We start from the raw sequence: 15184 nt of genomic DNA, 5'->3' as shown, positions 1-15184 counted from the left end.
CCGCGCCCGCACGCTCAGTGCGTCAGTAGCACTCGTTCTTGCCCTTGGCGACGCTCATCTTCAGGCCGCTGAGCTTGAACGTGCCGGCCGTGGTGGCCCAGGCACGCTGCTTGACGTTGGTCAGCACGGCCGAGTCGGCTTCCTGGGCGAACGAGCCCGGGTCGGCCTTGTCGCCCTTGTGCATGCCGGGGCCCTTGGACGTCGAGCCCGCAGCAACACCGATGTTGATGTTGTTGAAGGTCGCGTCCGCGTCCAGCTGGTCCAGGTCGATGTAGAGGTTCTTCGCCTCGACCGGCGTGCTGCCGCCACCGGCCGTCAGCTTCATCGACACATCGCCGAACACCGGGACCGGCACGACGACGGACTGGCACAGGTTCTTGATCTTGGCGTTCGAGAACCCCGAGACCGCCACCGGGACGTTCTTGCCGCCCTTCTGGGCGTCAACGGCTCCGTACTGAACGAATCCGGTGCCGTCCAAGCGGTCGGTCGCGACCTTGAACTGCTGACCGGACACGCTGAACGACGCCGCGAGGGCACCCTGCGAGAGGGCCACACCGATCGCCGCCGTCGCGGCAACGCTCGGCACCATGACGACGGCGAACCGCTTCCATCTGGTCCCGCCACGAGCCAGGGACTCCATGACTTTCCTCCTTCTCGGACGTACATCTCCGGTGCCCGCCCTCGAAGTTGAGAGCAGCACACCTGGGATGGGAGAAGTGCTACGTCCTCGGGAAGGAGAGCGCCCGTCTCGGAGGCGATGTGCGTTCCGATGACCGGCGATCACCCCCGAGCGACAACCACTGGCCACGCTCGCGCGGGGCCGCACTGGACAGGCTCTGCCGGATGGGGCAAAGACCCCCCTGTCCAAGACCGGCGCGCACTGCCGCCGGCCACTCGGTGGGGACCCAAATACCCCGCCGCGCCGACCGGATGCCGGGGCTGCGGGAATGGACCGAGCGTGGCCGATCGTCGTGCATTCGGGGCCGCCGCACAAGGGGCTCGTTACTTGCGGGTAACGGTGCGATAACCCCGTCGCGACGCACCGAAACCCCGCAGACACACACCGTCGTGCCGACAGTGAAGAGACATCGGTCAATTGCGGGCAGAGTGCCGCAAGAAGGGTGGCCGGTCTTACTCCAAGTAACAGCGCCTACGATTACCAAGATTTGGTAAAACGTAGGCGCCGTTCCGTTTGCCGAGACACCTCGCGGGAGGTGTGGAGGTCAGACGGTGTTCACACGAGGGTCTGTCAGAACAGCACCCGAGCCAGGGCGGTGCGCGCGGCGGTCACCCGCGGGTCGTCCGCGCCGATCACGTCGAACAGCTCCAGCAGCCGCACCCGCGCGGCCTCCCGGTCCTCACCGAAGGTCCGCTTCACGGCTTCGACCAGCCGCCCGAAGGCGTCCTCGACGTGCCCGCCGACCAGGTCGAGGTCGGCGGCGCGGATCTGCGCCTCGACGTTCGCCGGGCCCTCCGCGGCCTCCTTGCGCACCGCCTGCGGGTCCAGGTCCTGCACCCGGCTGAGCAGTTCCGCCTGCGCGAGGCCCAGCTTGGCCTCGGGGTTGGCGGGATCGTCGGACAGGACGTTGCGGTACGCCTGGATGGCGCCGCCCAGGTCACCGGTGTCCAGCGCCTGGCTCGCCGCCTCCAGCAGCGCGTCGTACGGGCCGACCGGCTCGGGCACCTCGGCCGCGGGCTGCTCGGTCTCCTGCGCGGCGGCGTCGACCGGCGCACCCACGATGCCGAACTGCTGCTCGGCGGCCTGCACCAGCTGATCCAGCACGTCCCGGATCTGCGCCTCGGGGGCCGCGCCCTGGAACAGCGGGATGGGCTGCCCGGCGACCACCGCGAAGACGGCCGGGATGCCCTGCACCCCGAACTGCTGGAAGAGCATCTGGTTGGCGTCGACGTCGATCTTCGCCAGCACGAACTTGCCGGCGTACTCGGTCACGAGCCGCTCCAGCAGCGGACCGAGCTGCTTGCACGGCTCGCACCACTCGGCCCAGAAGTCGATGACGACCGGGACCTCGGTGGAGCGCTGGAGGACGTCCTGCTGGAACCCTGCTTCGTCGACGTCGAACACCAGGCGGGTGGCGCCCGCGGGCGCCTGGCCGGTGCGCGCCGCGTCGGCGCGTGCCTGCTCGGCCTTCTGCTTCGCCTCCCCGGCCGCCTTCACGGCTCCGAGGTCGACGACTCCGCTCATGGACATGTTGCGTGGCTGCATGGGTCCATCCTCCCCCCTGGGCACCGTGTTCCGAAAAGCGATACGGAAATCCGGCCGGACGACCTGGACGGCTCCGCCGGAGCACCGCCCCCGCGCGTACGCCCCGCCGGATTGCGGCGTACGTCCGGGAAGGTGCCCGAGCCGGTCCGAGAAGGACCGGCGTGTGGTCCCGAGGAGGACCGTTGCATGGTCCCGAGGAGGACCGTGGTGCGGCCCTGGGTCCCCACCCACGGCCTGTGGTTGTCGCGACGGGAGCTCCGCGAAAGAGCTCTTACGCTACGACCCGTAGCGTAACTGTCCGGTGACCCCGCCCGACAACCGGATCCGGCCCCGTGCAACGTGATCTGCCTCACGGGCCGCGCCGCCGCGGCGCGTACCGGCCGGTATGGTCGCCCGCATGCACGACTCCACCAGCCCCCGGAAAGGCCGCACGGGCCGCCCGCGCAGCGCCGAGACCGACCGCGCGATCCTCGATGCGACCCGCGCCGCGCTCGTCGATCTGGGCTGGGGAAAACTCACCATGGGCGACGTCGCGGCGCGGGCCGGCGTCGCCAAGACCACGCTCTACCGCCGCTGGGCCAACAAGAACGAGCTCGTCGTGGACGCCGTGGCGGTCCTCTTCGACGAGCTCGAACTCCCCGACCGGGGCTGTCTGAAATCCGACATCGAGGGCGTGGTGCTCCAGTTCGGGGCGCTGCTCGCCCGGCCCGAGACCAAGACGGCCCTGATGGCCGTGGTCGCCGAGTCCACCACCGACAGTGCGCTGCGCGAGCGGATCCGCTCGGCCATCGTCGACCGTCAGAAGCGGCTGGTGGTACTGGGCCGCGAACGCGCCCAGCAGCGCGGCGAACTGCCGCCCGACAGCCCCGGGCCCGAGGGCACGGCGGCCGCCGACCGGGCCGTCGGCCTGATCTTCGACGTCATCGCCGGTGCGATCGTCCACCGCACCCTGGTCAGCTCCGAACCGGTGGACCCCGCCTGGGCCCACCAGTTCTCGACAGTGCTGCTGACCGGCCTGGTCGGCCTGGGCTGACCGGCCGGGCGGAACCGGGCGGAACCCCTGGCACCGGTCGGCCCGGTCGGCCCGGTCGGCCGGTGCCCTCCGGGCCGGCGGCGCCTCAGACCTGGTAGCGGTCGGCCGCGAACAGGTGCAGGTTCTCCGCCACCCACACCGACGTCCGCACCAGCCCCTCCTCCAGGGACACCCGCGGCTCCCACCCGGACCACTGCCGCGCCCGGGAGTTGTCCGACAGCAGCCGCTCCACCTCGCTGCCCGAGGGCCGCAGCCGCGCCCGGTCCACCACGACCTCCGCCTCGCGGCCCGACGCCGCGATCAGCGCCTCGGCCAGCGCGCCGATGGCGATCTCCCGGCCGGTACCGAGATTGACCACCCCGCCCAGCGCCCGCTCGCAGTCCGCCATCGCCAGGAAGCCCGCCGCGGTGTCCGTGACATAGGTGAAGTCGCGGGTCGGGGTGAGCGAACCGAGTCGGATCTGCCGCGCACCGGAGTGCAGTTGGGCCAGGATCGTGGGGATCACGGCGCGCGCCGACTGCCGCGGCCCGTAGGTGTTGAACGGCCGCACGACCGTCACCGGCAACTCGAACGCGTGCCAGTGCGACAGCGCCGTCATATCGGCGCCGATCTTCGAGGCGGAGTAGGGCGACTGGGGCTGGAGCGGGTGCTCCTCGCTGATCGGGGCGGTCAGCGCCGTCCCGTAGACCTCACTGGTCGAGGTGTGCACCAGCCGCCGCACGGCGTGCCGGCGGCACGCCTCCGCGACGTTCTCGGTCCCGACCACGTTCGTCTGGACATACGCGCCGGGCGAGGCATAGCTGTACGGGATGCCGATCAGCGCCGCCAGGTGGAAGACGGTGTCGCAGCCCGCGACGGCATCACTCACCCGGCCGGCGTCCCGGACGTCGCCCGCGACCATCTCGACCGGCGAGCCGGGCGCCAGATGGTGCGCCAGATTGCCCTTCTCGGCATACGGCTTGTAGTGGACGAAGGCGCGCACCTCGGCGCCCGCCCCGACCAGCATGTCCACCAGGGCCGAGCCGATGAACCCCTCGGCCCCGGTGACCAGGACCCTGCGCCCCGCCCACTGCGTCGTCGTGCTGTGCTCACTCATGCTGTGCTCACTCATGCTGTCTCCTTGATCGTCATCGGGTGGGGGTGACCGGCCAGGCGCAGCGCCATGGCGGCCAACAGTTCGGCGGCGCGGGCGTGGGTGCTCGGGTCGGCGGCGGCGCCCATCGCGGCGAGCCGGGCCGGATCGTCGAGCAGCGGGGTCACCAGCGCGTCCAGCCGCTCGGCGGTGGTCTGCGCGTCCGGCAGCAGCAGCGCCGCCCCGGCGTCGGAGAGCACCCGCGCGTTGTGCGTCTGGTGATCGCCCGGCGCATGCGGATACGGGACGAGGACGGCGGGCATCCCGATGGCGGCCAGCTCCGCGACGGTCGCCGAACCGGCCCGGCACACCACCAGATCGGCGGCGGCGTAGGCCAGGTCCATCCGGTCCAGATACGGCACCGCCTCCGCGACGGCCGCGCCGCCGTTCGCCGCCAGGAGCGCCCGCGTCTCCGCCATGGCGGCCGGACCGGTCTTGATCAGCAACCGCAGGTCCGTGCGGGTGCGGTGGCGACCCGCCAGACCGACCGCGGCCGCGGTGAGCCGCGCCGCGCCCAGGCTCCCGCCGTTGACCAGCAGCAGCCGGGCCCCGTCCGGGACACCCAGCGCCCGCCGGGCCGTGGCCCGCAGCGCCGCCCGGTCCAGCCCGGCCAGCGGCCCGACCAGCGGCATCCCCACCGTCTCGGCCCGCTCGCCGCCCGCCAGATGGGCCCGGCTGCGGTCGAAGGCGACCGCGAGATGCGGGGTGAGCCGGGCGGCGAACCTGTTGGCCCGGCCGGGCACCGCGTTGGACTCGTGGATCAGGCTCGGCAGCCCGGCCAGCCGCGCCCCCACGATGACCGGCGCGCTCGGATAGCCGCCCATCCCGACGGCCACCTGTGCGCCCTGCGCCTTGAGGATGGCCCGGCACTGGGCGCCCGATCTCAGCAGCGCGGCCGGCAGCAGATAGCGCCGGGCACCCAGCGACGGGTCGAAGGGGATCATGTCGACGGTGTGCAGCCGGTATCCGGCCTGCGGTATGAGCCGGGTCTCCAGCCCGCGCTCGGTCCCGACGAACGAGATCACCGCATCCGGCACCGCCCGGCGGAGCGCGTCGGCGAGGGCCAGGCCGGGATAGATGTGACCGCCGGTGCCGCCCGCACCGATCACGACAGACAGTGGTGTGCTCATGGCCGCCACGCTCGCGAAACGCCCTAAGAGGCTTCTAAGAGGAGTGTTTGACAGCCTGTGTCCATGCCGCATCAGCCGCCGAAGCCGCCCCCCGCGGCCCGCGTCCTCCCGCCCTCCCCGCCGTCCGCGCCGTCCGCGCCCAAGATCCTCGTCGTCGACGACGAACCGGAGGTGCGCGCCGCCGTGGAGGACGGGCTCACCGTCGAGGGCTACGCGGTGCGCGGCGCCGCCGACGGCCTGGCGGCGCTGTCCGAGGTCGCCTCCTGGCAGCCGGACGCCCTCGTGCTGGACGTGATGATGCCGGTGCTGGACGGGCTGGCCGTCTGCCGACGGCTGCGCGCGCTGGACGACCGCACGCCCATCCTCGTCCTGACCGCACTCGACTCCGTCAGCGAACGCGTCGACGGCCTGGACGCCGGAGCGGACGACTACCTGGTCAAGCCCTTCGCGCTGGACGAACTCCTCGCCCGGCTGCGGGCCCTGCTCCGCCGGGCGACCGCCCCCGCCGCCGACGACACCGCGCTCGCCTTCGGAGACCTGGTCGTCGACCCGCACACCCGCAGCGGCCACCGGGCGGGCCGCCCCCTGGAGTTCAGCCGCACCGAATGGGCGCTGCTGGAACTGCTGCTGCTGCACCCGGGACAGGTCATCCCGCGTGAGGTGATCCTGGAGCGGGTCTGGGGCCGCGACTTCGGACCGGACTCCAACTCCCTCGCCGTGTACGTCGGTTACCTGCGCCGCAAGCTGGAGGCGGGCGGCGAACCCCGCATCGTCCACACCGTGCACGGCGTCGGATACCGCCTGGGCCGACCGGAGGAGGCATGAGCGGCCGGCGCGGGCTGGGCGGCCGCTGGGTGCGGCGGCGCCCGCTGCGCACCCGGCTGGCGCTGGCCGCCTCCGCGGCGGTGGCCCTGGTGGCCGTCGGCGTCTGCGCGGCCGCCTTCGTCATCATCCGCATCCAGATGACCCGACAGCTCGACCTCAACCTGGCCCAGACCGCCACCCAGCTCACCCAGCAGACCCGGGGATGGGGCCCGACCGCGAGCGACACCTCCTGCCGCTACCAGGCCGTGCCGTGCGTCCAGATCGTGCCGTCCGACCCCGCCGAGGACCCCCGCAACCGGTACGCGCTGCCGGTCACGGCCGCCACCCGCCAGGTGGCCGCCGGACACCGGTCCGGCTACTACACCAATCTGACGGTCGCCGAGCAGCCCGTCCGGATGTTCACCAAGCACCTCCCGAACCGGCGGCAGGCACTCCAGGTGGCGCTGCGTTCCGACACCGTGGAGCGGGGCGTACGACATGCCGCCTGGGCACTGTCCGCCGTGGGCGGCGCTGGGGTGCTGCTGGCCGCCGCGCTCGGCTACTGGGTCTCCCGTACGGGCCTGGCCCCGGTCGCCCGGCTCACCGCCACCGCCGAGCGCATCGCCGCCACCCGCGACGCCCGCCACCGCATCGAGCTGCCCGCCGGCCCGCCCGCCCGCGAGGACGAGGTCACCCGCCTCGCCACCAGCTTCAACATCATGCTCGGCGAACTGGAACAGTCCGTCACCTCCCAGCGCCGCCTCGTCGCCGACGCCTCCCACGAGCTGCGGACCCCGCTGACCGCGCTGCGCACCAACGCCGAACTCCTGGCCCGCGCCGACCGCCTGACCGACGCCCAGCGCGACCGCGCCGCGGCGGCGCTCGGCCGTCAGCTGCGCGAGGTCACCACGTTGGTCAACGACCTGATCGAGCTGGCCCGGGACGAGGAGCCGCAGCCGCTGGTGGAGCAGGTGCGCCCGGCCGCGCTCCTGGAGCATGCGGTCGGCGCGGCCCGCGGACACTGGCCGGAGATCACCTTCACCGCCCGCATCGACCCGGTCGCGGCCACGATCACCGTCCCCGGCGTCCCGCCCCGCCTGGCCAGGCTGCTGTCCAACCTCCTCGACAACGCCGCGAAGTTCTCCCCGCCGGGCGGCCCCGTCGACACCGAACTCACCCTGACCTCAGGGCAGTTGGACCTGACCGTACGCGACCACGGCCCCGGGATCGCCGCCGCCGACCTCCCCCATGTCTTCGACCGCTTCTACCGCGCCCAGGCGGCCCGCGCCCTGCCCGGCTCCGGCCTCGGCCTGGCCATGGCCCGCCAGATCGCCCGCGCCCACGGCGCCGAACTCACCGCCGAACAGGCCCCGGGGGGCGGCGCGCTGTTCCGGCTGCGGGTGCCGGTGGCGAAGCCGTAGCGCTCAACGGGGTCGGTACGCGGCGCCGGCGGCCTCCGCCTCGGCCTCCGCCGCCGCCCTCCGACGACGTGCCATCACCCGAGGCGGCAGGCCCCTTGTCCTTGTGGGCGACGCCGTAGACGCTCCTGACGGCCTCGGCCGCCTTCTGGTCACCCTCCCGGATCTGCTTATCACCCTCGGAGGAATCACCCGTCGCGACCTTGCCGACGCCCTGGTCCGAACTCAAATGCCAGTGCGATGAGTTGGGCGATTTCCGCCAACTTCATCACCATGATGATCGTGGCCACCACCTGGAGCACAAAGCTGAGCGCCTCGGCGGCGTCGGCGGACTCGGCGAGAAAGCCATCGCCGGAGAACCTCTTCCACTTGTCGTCGAACGCCTCGATCGCCTCGCCGGAGTTGCGCGCATCCTGCCCTCGTCGACATGGGGCCATGGGAAGCCCAGCAGATCCAGGACCCAGTCGACCTCGCCAGGAAGCATGAGGGGGGCCATGGCGAGTCAATCCCGGGGGGCATATGTTCTGTGATCCATGGGGCACACGTGCGGTGTTTTGCGGGGCGACATCGCCGAGTTGAATTGGCGTCAGTTCACGAATTGGGGGCGACTCGCCGCACACTTGGCGAGCCGCTCGTGCGCACCCTGCTCGATGTTGCCGCACTGCGCGCCCATCGCCTCGAGATTGTCGCCGATCCTGGAAGGGCCTTCACCAAGGGTCGGCATTGACTCGGCGATGCCGACGCTCACCGGCGTATGGATGTCCATGAAAATCTTGAGGAGCTCGCCGTCGCCCCACTCTTGGGCGTCTTTGAGCGTGGTCGCCAACTCCTTGGCGGCGGCACTGAAATCGGCACCAATACCTTGAAGACGCCGCCCTACTTCTTGAGGACGCCCGGATCCACGTCGTACCCGGAGCCTGCCGTGGGTCCCCACGCTCTCGGCTGCCGAGAATCCGTCAAGCCCGTGCCGTACGGTAGCCGACGTCCGCGACGGCCGGAGGGTCCCGGCTCGTAAGCAGGAAAGGGAACAACCGTCATGCCCAACCCCTCACACATGTCCGACAAGGTCCCATTCAAGGCCCTATGCGCCTACTTTGCGGGATTCCTTGTCGCCTTGGTGATCCTCGGCATTATGACGGTAAAAGGGCTGACCGCGGTGGGCCTCACCGGCACGCACGGAACTCTTTCGGTCAAGGAGTGCCACTCGTACAGCAGGAAGCACCCCGACGATGACAACTGTGCGGGCACCTTCCGCTCGGACGACGGAAAGGTCGTGGATCACGAAGCGACCATCAGCTCTCTCGACACCGAATACGACGCGGGGACCGACTCTCGGTCCAGGGGCACAACGGCAACATCGTTCTCAGCATTCTGTCCGCCGGGACCTACACCCTCGCCAGTCGCGGAGAGGCCACGGAGGACTTCTTTCTCGCCTTCTTCGCCATATTCCTCATCGTCCCGTACCTGATCTTTTCCTGGCGCACGAAAGAAACCGATGGTCCGCGCCCCAAAACCCGGGAGGCATGGCGTGCGACCGCCGGCACCCGAACCCGCAAGATCGTGCTCGGCGCCGCCGCGGCGGCCCTCTTCGGCGCGTTCGTCATCAGCCCGGTCCTCGGCTTCGCGCTCACTGCCGGCAGTTGAGCCGACCCGGTACGGATGGAGGGGCGGGGTCGTCAACACGACGACCCCGCCCCTCCATCCGTACTCGGAAGAGTGCTGCTCAGAACCCGGCCGGCTCCGTGTAGACCCCCCACTCGTCCCGCAGCACGCCGCAGATCTCGCCGAGCGTCGCCTCCGCGCGGACCGCCGCCAGCATGGGCTCGATCATGTTGCCGCCGTTGCGGGCGGCGGCGAGCATGGCCTCCAGCGACGCCTTCACCCGGGCGTCGTCGCGGGCCGCCTTACGGTCCCCCAGGACCCGCACCTGCTCGCGTTCGACCTCGTGGCTGACCCGCAGGATCTCCAGATCACCGGTGACCGAACCGTGGTGGCAGTTGACGCCGACGACCCGCTTGTCGCCCTTCTCCAGGGACTGCTGGTACTGGAAGGCGGACTCGGCGATCTCGCCGGTGAACCAGCCGTCCTCGATGCCGCGCAGAATCCCGGAGGTGATCGGGCCGATCGGGTGCGCGCCGTTGGGCACCGCCCGCGCGCCGCGCTCCTTGATCTGGTCGAAGATCTTCTCGGCGTCCGCCTCGATCCGGTCGGTCAGCGACTCGATGAACCACGAACCGCCCAGCGGGTCGGCGACATTGGCGACGCCGGTCTCCTCCATCAGCACCTGCTGGGTGCGCAGCGCGATCTCCGCGGCCTGCTCGCTGGGCAGCGCGAGGGTCTCGTCGAGGGCGTTGGTGTGCAGGGAGTTGGTGCCGCCGAGCACCGCCGCCAGCGCCTCCACCGCCGTGCGGACGACGTTGTTGTACGGCTGCTGGGCGGTCAGCGAGACACCGGCGGTCTGCGTGTGGAACCGCAGCCACTGGGCCTTCTCGCTGGTCGCGCCGTAGACGTCGCGCATCCAGCGGGCCCAGATCCTGCGGGCCGCCCGGAACTTGGCGATCTCCTCGAAGAAGTCGAGATGGGCATCGAAGAAGAAGGACAGGCCCGGGGCGAAGGTGTTGACGTCCAGCCCGCGGCTCAGGCCCAGTTCGACGTAGCCGAAGCCGTCGGCGAGGGTGTACGCCAGCTCCTGCGCGGCCGTCGCGCCCGCCTCGCGGATGTGATACCCGGACACCGAGAGCGGCTTGTACGCGGGGATGCCCTTCGCGCAGTGCTCCATGAGGTCGCCGATCAGCCGCAGATGCGGCTCCGGCTGGAACAGCCACTCCTTCTGGGCGATGTACTCCTTGAAGATGTCCGTCTGCAGGGTGCCGTTGAGGACGCCCGGGTCGATCCCCTGGCGCTCGGCCGCGACCAGATACATGCAGAAGACGGGTACGGCGGGGCCGCTGATCGTCATGGACGTCGTGACGTCGCCCAGCGGGATGTCCTGGAACAGGACCTCCATGTCGGCGGCGGAGTCGATGGCGACGCCGCAGTGACCGACCTCGCCGAGCGAGCGGGGGTCGTCGGAGTCCCGGCCCATCAGCGTCGGCATGTCGAAGGCGACCGAGAGACCGCCGCCGCCCGCCTTGAGGATCATCTTGTAGCGCTCGTTGGTCTGCTCGGCGTTGCCGAAGCCCGCGAACTGGCGGATCGTCCAGGTGCGGCCCCGATAGCCGGTCGGATACAGACCGCGCGTGAAGGGGTACTCCCCGGGCCAGCCGATCCGCTCGAAGCCCTCGACGTTGTCGCCGGGCCGGGGGCCGTACGCCGGCTCCACCGGATCGCCGGAGAGCGTGGTGAAGTCCGCGTCCCGCTTCCGGGCGGAGTCGTACCGGGCCTGCCAGCGGCTGCGGCCCTCTTCGATCGCGTCAGCGTCCATACCTTCGAATTTACTAGGACGTCCTAGTAATTGTCGATGGCTGGCGGTGGCGAGTCTTCGCACACCGCCCGTACCAGCGCAAACGCGCCCGAAACAGCGCGAACGCGCCCGCCCCCTCAGGGACAGGCGCGTCGAAAGCGGGAACGGACGCCGGTTCTCAGACCTTGACCGGCTGCGGCGCACCGTCCGCGAGCAGCGGCTCGACCTCACGGACGACCGTGCGCTCGACGAAGAAGGCGGCCGTCGGGATCGTCCCGGCGACCAGCACCCACAGCAGCTTGCCGAACGGCCACTTGGCCTTGGAGCCCAGGTCGAAGGCGAAGACCAGGTAGATGATGTAGAGCACGCCGTGGATCTGGGAGACGACGAGGGTGAGGTCCTTGCCCATATCGAAGCCGTACTTGAAGATCATGCAGGTGCAGAGCACGAGCAGCATCACGGCGGTGATGTAGGCCATCACCCGGTATCGGGTCAGGACGCTTCGCTTCATGCCCCAGAGCGTAACGACCCGTTCCGGGGCGATCTTCGCCACCCCCCACGTCGCACGAGGCACCTCGTCGCACAAGGCGCCCTGGGGCCTCACCACGCCCAGGCCACCGCCCGAACGCCCCCGGCCACCGCCCGGACGCCCCCGGTCACTCCTCCGCGAAGTCCGCCGCCGCCACCCGCAGCGGCCGCAGCATCGCGAAGATCTCGCCGCACTCCTCGGCGTCGTACGCGCCGAGACCGAAGTCCATCGCCATCAGGTCGCGGGTCGCGGCGTCGCACACCACACGCCCCTTCTCGGTGATGGAGGCGAGGGTGCCGCGGCCGTCGTTCGGGTTCGGCCGCTTGGCGACCAGACCCGACTTCACCAGCCGGTCGACGGTGTTGGTCACCGAGGTCGGGTGCACCATCAGCCGCTCGCCGATCTTGGACATCGGCAGCTCGCCGGCCTTGGAGAACGTCAGCAGCACCAGCGCCTCGTAGCGCGCGAAGGTCAGCCCGTACGGCTTGACCACGGCATCCACCTCGGCCAGCAGGATCTGATGGGCCCGCATGATCGAGGTGATCGCGGCCATCGAGGGCACGGCGCCCCATCTCTGCTGCCACAACTCGTCGGCGCGCGCGATGGGGTCGAAAGCAAGGCTGAGCGGCTTCGGCACGCCTGCGACCCTACCCGGCGGTCATATCGCGGTCAGCCCTGTCTCAGGTTTCGGGCCGCGCCGACCGCCCCGACCGAACCGGCGCCGCCGCCACCCGCCACGGACCCCGACGTCCCGCCACGGACCCCCGACGCCCCGCCATGGCCTCCGACGCCCTGGCACGACCTCCGGCATCCTGACGCAGCGCAGGAACTGATTACTCTCCGTAATCGTTGCTGAGATAGTGAGGAGGAGGCGGCGCCGCGAGGCCGCCGCACGTGCAGGAGGCACCTCCGCACGAGGCAGGGCCTCCGCACGAGGCGGAACCACCGCACGAGGAGGGACCAGTGCACGAAGCGGGACCTGCGCACGCACTGGGGGGACCTCCGGCCGTACGGCGCACCTCGAGAACGACCGCGAGGACCCCCACCGAGCCCACCACCCCCGCCGCCGCCATCACCACCTGGAGCGGCGCATACTCCGCGGCCACCCCGGCCAGCCCCATCCCCAGACCCATGATCGTCATCCGGCCCGCCTGCATCACCGTCATCGCCCGGCCCAGCAGCTCCTCGGGCACCGCCGCCACGAACCAGCGGTCGACGCCGAAGTTGTACGAGATGCCGGTGCCGGTGAGCACCAGCAGGACGACGGCCCAACCCAGCGAGGGGCGGGCCACGAACCCCAGGGAGGGCAGGACGGCGAAGAGCCCCATCGGGAAGGTGAGGCGGGCGCGGGCGTCCGGGCCGAGGAGCGCACCGACCAGGGTCTCGGCGGTGATCGCGCCGATCGGCATGCTGCACAGGAGGAGGCCGGCACCGGCCGGGCCGGTGCCGAGAAGATCGCCGTACGGGATCAGCAACGCCTCGGGAACGACCACGAAGGCGGGCGGCAGCCAGCCGAGCAGGAGCAGCGCGCGGATCCGGCGGTCGGACAGCAGCCGCCAGGTGCCGTCGAGGGAGGCGCCCAGCAGTGCCCCGCGGGCGGCGTCGCGTGCCGGGCGGGCGCGGGTGCCCAGGCGCAGCAGGAGTGCCGATCCGACGAAGGTGCAGGCGGTGACGGCCAGCACGGTTCCGGGCGGCACCACGACGAGCAGCACGCCCCCGGCGGCGAATCCGGCCAGCTGGGCACCCTGGTTGACGATGCGGATGACCGAACGGCCCAGGACGAACAGCTCGCCGTCGCCGAGGATGTCGCCGAGGCTGCCTGCCCGGGTGCCGGCGAAGACCGGGGCGATGGCGGCGGTCACACAGCGCAGGAGCAGCAGGACGGCCACCGGGACTCCGGGGAGCACCATGCCCGCCGCGGCCAGGGCGCACAGGACGTCGCAGACGACGAGGACGGTGCGGGCCGGTCGGCGGTCGGCGACGGCCGACAGCAGGGTGCCGCCCACGACGTACGGGAGCAGGCCGAGGGCGAAGGTCAGGGCGCTGAGCAGCGGGGAGCCGGTGAGGTCGAAGACCAGGACGGACAGGGCGATCTCGCAGACCACCACGCCGAGGGAGGAGAGGAGATGGGCGGCGAAGACGGCACGGAACTCGGGGACGGCGAAGACGGCGCGGTAGCCGTCGCGGGTCCGTCGCCGCCCCGCATCGGGACGTGCGGGGGTCCGTCGCCCCCTCGCATCGGGACCTGCGGAGGTCCGTCGCCGCCCCGCATCGGGACGTGCGGGGGTCCGTCGCCCCCTCGCATCGGGGTCTGCGGAGGTACGTCGCCGCCCCGCATCGGGGCCTGCGGGGGTGTGGCCCGGCTGCGCGGGCCCGGGGGTGGGCGAAGGCATGGCGGCAGCGTGCCGGGGGCGGCCGCCGCGGCCTACTCTTTCGGCTGCAGCCGAATCCTGGGGAGGGGAGGCGGTGGGATGCCGCTGCATCTGCATTTCGGGGCGGACGACCTGCTGCGGATCCGGTTCGCCATCTCGCCGCTGTGCGAGACGCACGAGGCGGTGCGCACGCTGCGCCGCGCGGACCGGCACGGCTATCACCTGCCGTGGCTGCGGCGGATGCGCGCGACGGTGGCGGGGCTGGACCTGTCCCCGCTGTGGCTGTTCATGCCGTCGTCGCCGCCCGGGTACACACCGGATTTCCTGGGGCGGCCGCCGGCCGTGCCGCTGGCCGGTTTCGCCGAGGAGCTGGCGCTGCTGCGGGCCACGGATCCGGCGGTGGCGCGGGTGGAGATGGCCAAGTCGCTGGCGTGTGTACCGGGGGCGGCCGGGTCGGCGCGCGGCCGGGCGGCGCTGGCGGATCCGGCGCGGGCGGTCCGGGAGCTGGCGGACGTCACCGAGCGGGCCTGGCATGCGCTGCTGGCCCCGGACTGGCCGCGGCTGCGCGCCCTGCTGGAGGCGGAGATCGCCTACCGGTCGCGCCAGTTGGCGAGCGGCGGGTTGCGGCGGCTGTTCGCCGATCTGCATCCGCGGCTGTCCTGGTCGGAGGGGACCCTCACGGTCCGCACCCGCACCGACTTCCGGCAGATGCAGGATCTGGACGGGCGCGGGGTGCTGCTGCTGCCGAGCGTCTTCGTCTGGCCGGATGTGGTGAGCGGTTTCGATCCGCCGTGGCAGCCCACCGTCATCTATCCGGCGCGCGGGGTCGGCGGCCTGTGGAGCGAGCGGGAGAGCGGGCCGGCCCTCGTCGGGCTGCTGGGCGCGAACCGGGCCGCCGTGCTGGCTGCCCTCGACATCCCGTCGACGACCTCGGCCCTGGCCCATCGCCTGGGCCTGGCGCCGTCGTCCGTGTCGGGGCATCTGTCCGTGCTGCGCGACGCCGGTCTGCTGGCCTCGCGCCGGCACGGACGTCAGGTGCTCTACGAGCGGACTCCGCTGGGGATCGCCCTGGCGGCGGGTGGCTGAGGCGCCCGTACGCCGCGATGGCGAGCTGGCGAGATGGCTCTCGGCCCTACGCC

At 71.6% G+C, this 15184-nt stretch carries 15 protein-coding genes; 4 read left to right on the top strand and 11 right to left on the bottom strand.

Translation table 11 applies throughout. The features are described 5' to 3' along the window. Positions 1-22: 22 nt before the first annotated feature. Positions 23-640, bottom strand: a complete 618-nt coding sequence (locus ACGFML_RS04485) for a DUF6230 family protein (protein WP_393539865.1) — start codon at positions 638-640, stop codon at positions 23-25. A gap of 609 nt (positions 641-1249) precedes the next feature. Beyond that, on the bottom strand, positions 1250-2224 hold the full coding sequence (locus ACGFML_RS04480) for a tetratricopeptide repeat protein (protein WP_393539863.1): 975 nt from the start codon (positions 2222-2224) through the stop codon (positions 1250-1252). Positions 2225-2609: 385 nt separating this feature from the next. On the opposite strand from ACGFML_RS04480, the gene ACGFML_RS04475 reads away from it, so the two are divergent. Continuing rightward, positions 2610-3257 (top strand): TetR/AcrR family transcriptional regulator, encoded by a 648-nt coding sequence (locus ACGFML_RS04475; RefSeq protein ID WP_393539861.1) that lies wholly within the window; start codon positions 2610-2612, stop codon positions 3255-3257. Positions 3258-3342: 85 nt separating this feature from the next. Here the strand turns inward: ACGFML_RS04475 and ACGFML_RS04470 are convergent, their stop codons facing one another. Both ACGFML_RS04470 and ACGFML_RS04465 read right to left on the bottom strand, forming a co-directional pair. Further along, positions 3343-4368, bottom strand: coding sequence for a GDP-mannose 4,6-dehydratase (locus ACGFML_RS04470; protein WP_393539859.1), 1026 nt, complete (start codon positions 4366-4368; stop codon positions 3343-3345). Beyond that, complete coding sequence (locus ACGFML_RS04465; RefSeq protein WP_393539857.1) at positions 4365-5519, bottom strand: glycosyltransferase; 1155 nt, start codon at positions 5517-5519, stop codon at positions 4365-4367. The genes ACGFML_RS04470 and ACGFML_RS04465 overlap by 4 nt, the downstream gene beginning before the upstream one ends. 63 nt (positions 5520-5582) lie before the next feature. Here ACGFML_RS04465 and ACGFML_RS04460 point away from each other — a divergent pair, with 63 nt between their 5' ends. After that, positions 5583-6344 carry a response regulator transcription factor gene (locus ACGFML_RS04460; RefSeq protein ID WP_393539855.1) on the top strand — a complete coding sequence of 254 codons (762 nt, stop codon included), beginning with the start codon at positions 5583-5585 and terminating at the stop codon, positions 6342-6344. Then, positions 6341-7744, top strand: coding sequence for an ATP-binding protein (locus ACGFML_RS04455; RefSeq protein ID WP_393539853.1), 1404 nt, complete (start codon positions 6341-6343; stop codon positions 7742-7744). Before ACGFML_RS04460 ends, ACGFML_RS04455 begins: the two co-directional genes overlap by 4 nt. Positions 7745-7929: 185 nt before the next feature. Here the strand turns inward: ACGFML_RS04455 and ACGFML_RS04450 are convergent, their stop codons facing one another. The 7 genes from ACGFML_RS04450 to ACGFML_RS04420 form a co-directional block, all read right to left on the bottom strand. Next, positions 7930-8178, bottom strand: a complete 249-nt coding sequence (locus tag ACGFML_RS04450; RefSeq protein WP_393539851.1) for a hypothetical protein — start codon at positions 8176-8178, stop codon at positions 7930-7932. Between the two features lie 149 nt (positions 8179-8327). Next, on the bottom strand, positions 8328-8567 hold the full coding sequence (locus tag ACGFML_RS04445) for a hypothetical protein (protein WP_393539849.1): 240 nt from the start codon (positions 8565-8567) through the stop codon (positions 8328-8330). 452 nt (positions 8568-9019) lie between these two features. Continuing rightward, positions 9020-9424 carry a hypothetical protein gene (locus tag ACGFML_RS04440; RefSeq protein WP_393539847.1) on the bottom strand — a complete coding sequence of 135 codons (405 nt, stop codon included), beginning with the start codon at positions 9422-9424 and terminating at the stop codon, positions 9020-9022. Positions 9425-9464: 40 nt separating this feature from the next. Then, entirely contained in the window at positions 9465-11165 is a 1701-nt protein-coding gene (locus ACGFML_RS04435) for a methylmalonyl-CoA mutase (RefSeq protein ID WP_393539845.1), read from the bottom strand. Between the two features lie 157 nt (positions 11166-11322). Next, positions 11323-11655 (bottom strand): DUF3817 domain-containing protein, encoded by a 333-nt coding sequence (locus tag ACGFML_RS04430; protein ID WP_393539843.1) that lies wholly within the window; start codon positions 11653-11655, stop codon positions 11323-11325. A 145-nt stretch (positions 11656-11800) separates the two neighbouring features. After that, on the bottom strand, positions 11801-12310 hold the full coding sequence (locus ACGFML_RS04425) for a MarR family winged helix-turn-helix transcriptional regulator (protein WP_393539841.1): 510 nt from the start codon (positions 12308-12310) through the stop codon (positions 11801-11803). A gap of 196 nt (positions 12311-12506) precedes the next feature. Further along, positions 12507-14066, bottom strand: a complete 1560-nt coding sequence (locus ACGFML_RS04420; protein ID WP_393539839.1) for an MFS transporter — start codon at positions 14064-14066, stop codon at positions 12507-12509. A 78-nt stretch (positions 14067-14144) separates the two neighbouring features. On the opposite strand from ACGFML_RS04420, the gene ACGFML_RS04415 reads away from it, so the two are divergent. After that, on the top strand, positions 14145-15131 hold the full coding sequence (locus tag ACGFML_RS04415) for a DUF5937 family protein (protein ID WP_393539838.1): 987 nt from the start codon (positions 14145-14147) through the stop codon (positions 15129-15131). Positions 15132-15184 lie beyond the last annotated feature (53 nt).

Source organism: Streptomyces sp. NPDC048650, assembly GCF_043199095.1.
Classification (GTDB): Bacteria; Actinomycetota; Actinomycetes; order Streptomycetales; family Streptomycetaceae; genus Streptomyces.
The sequence above is the reverse complement of the archived record's forward strand: the minus strand, read 5'-3'. Positions and strand labels throughout refer to the sequence as shown.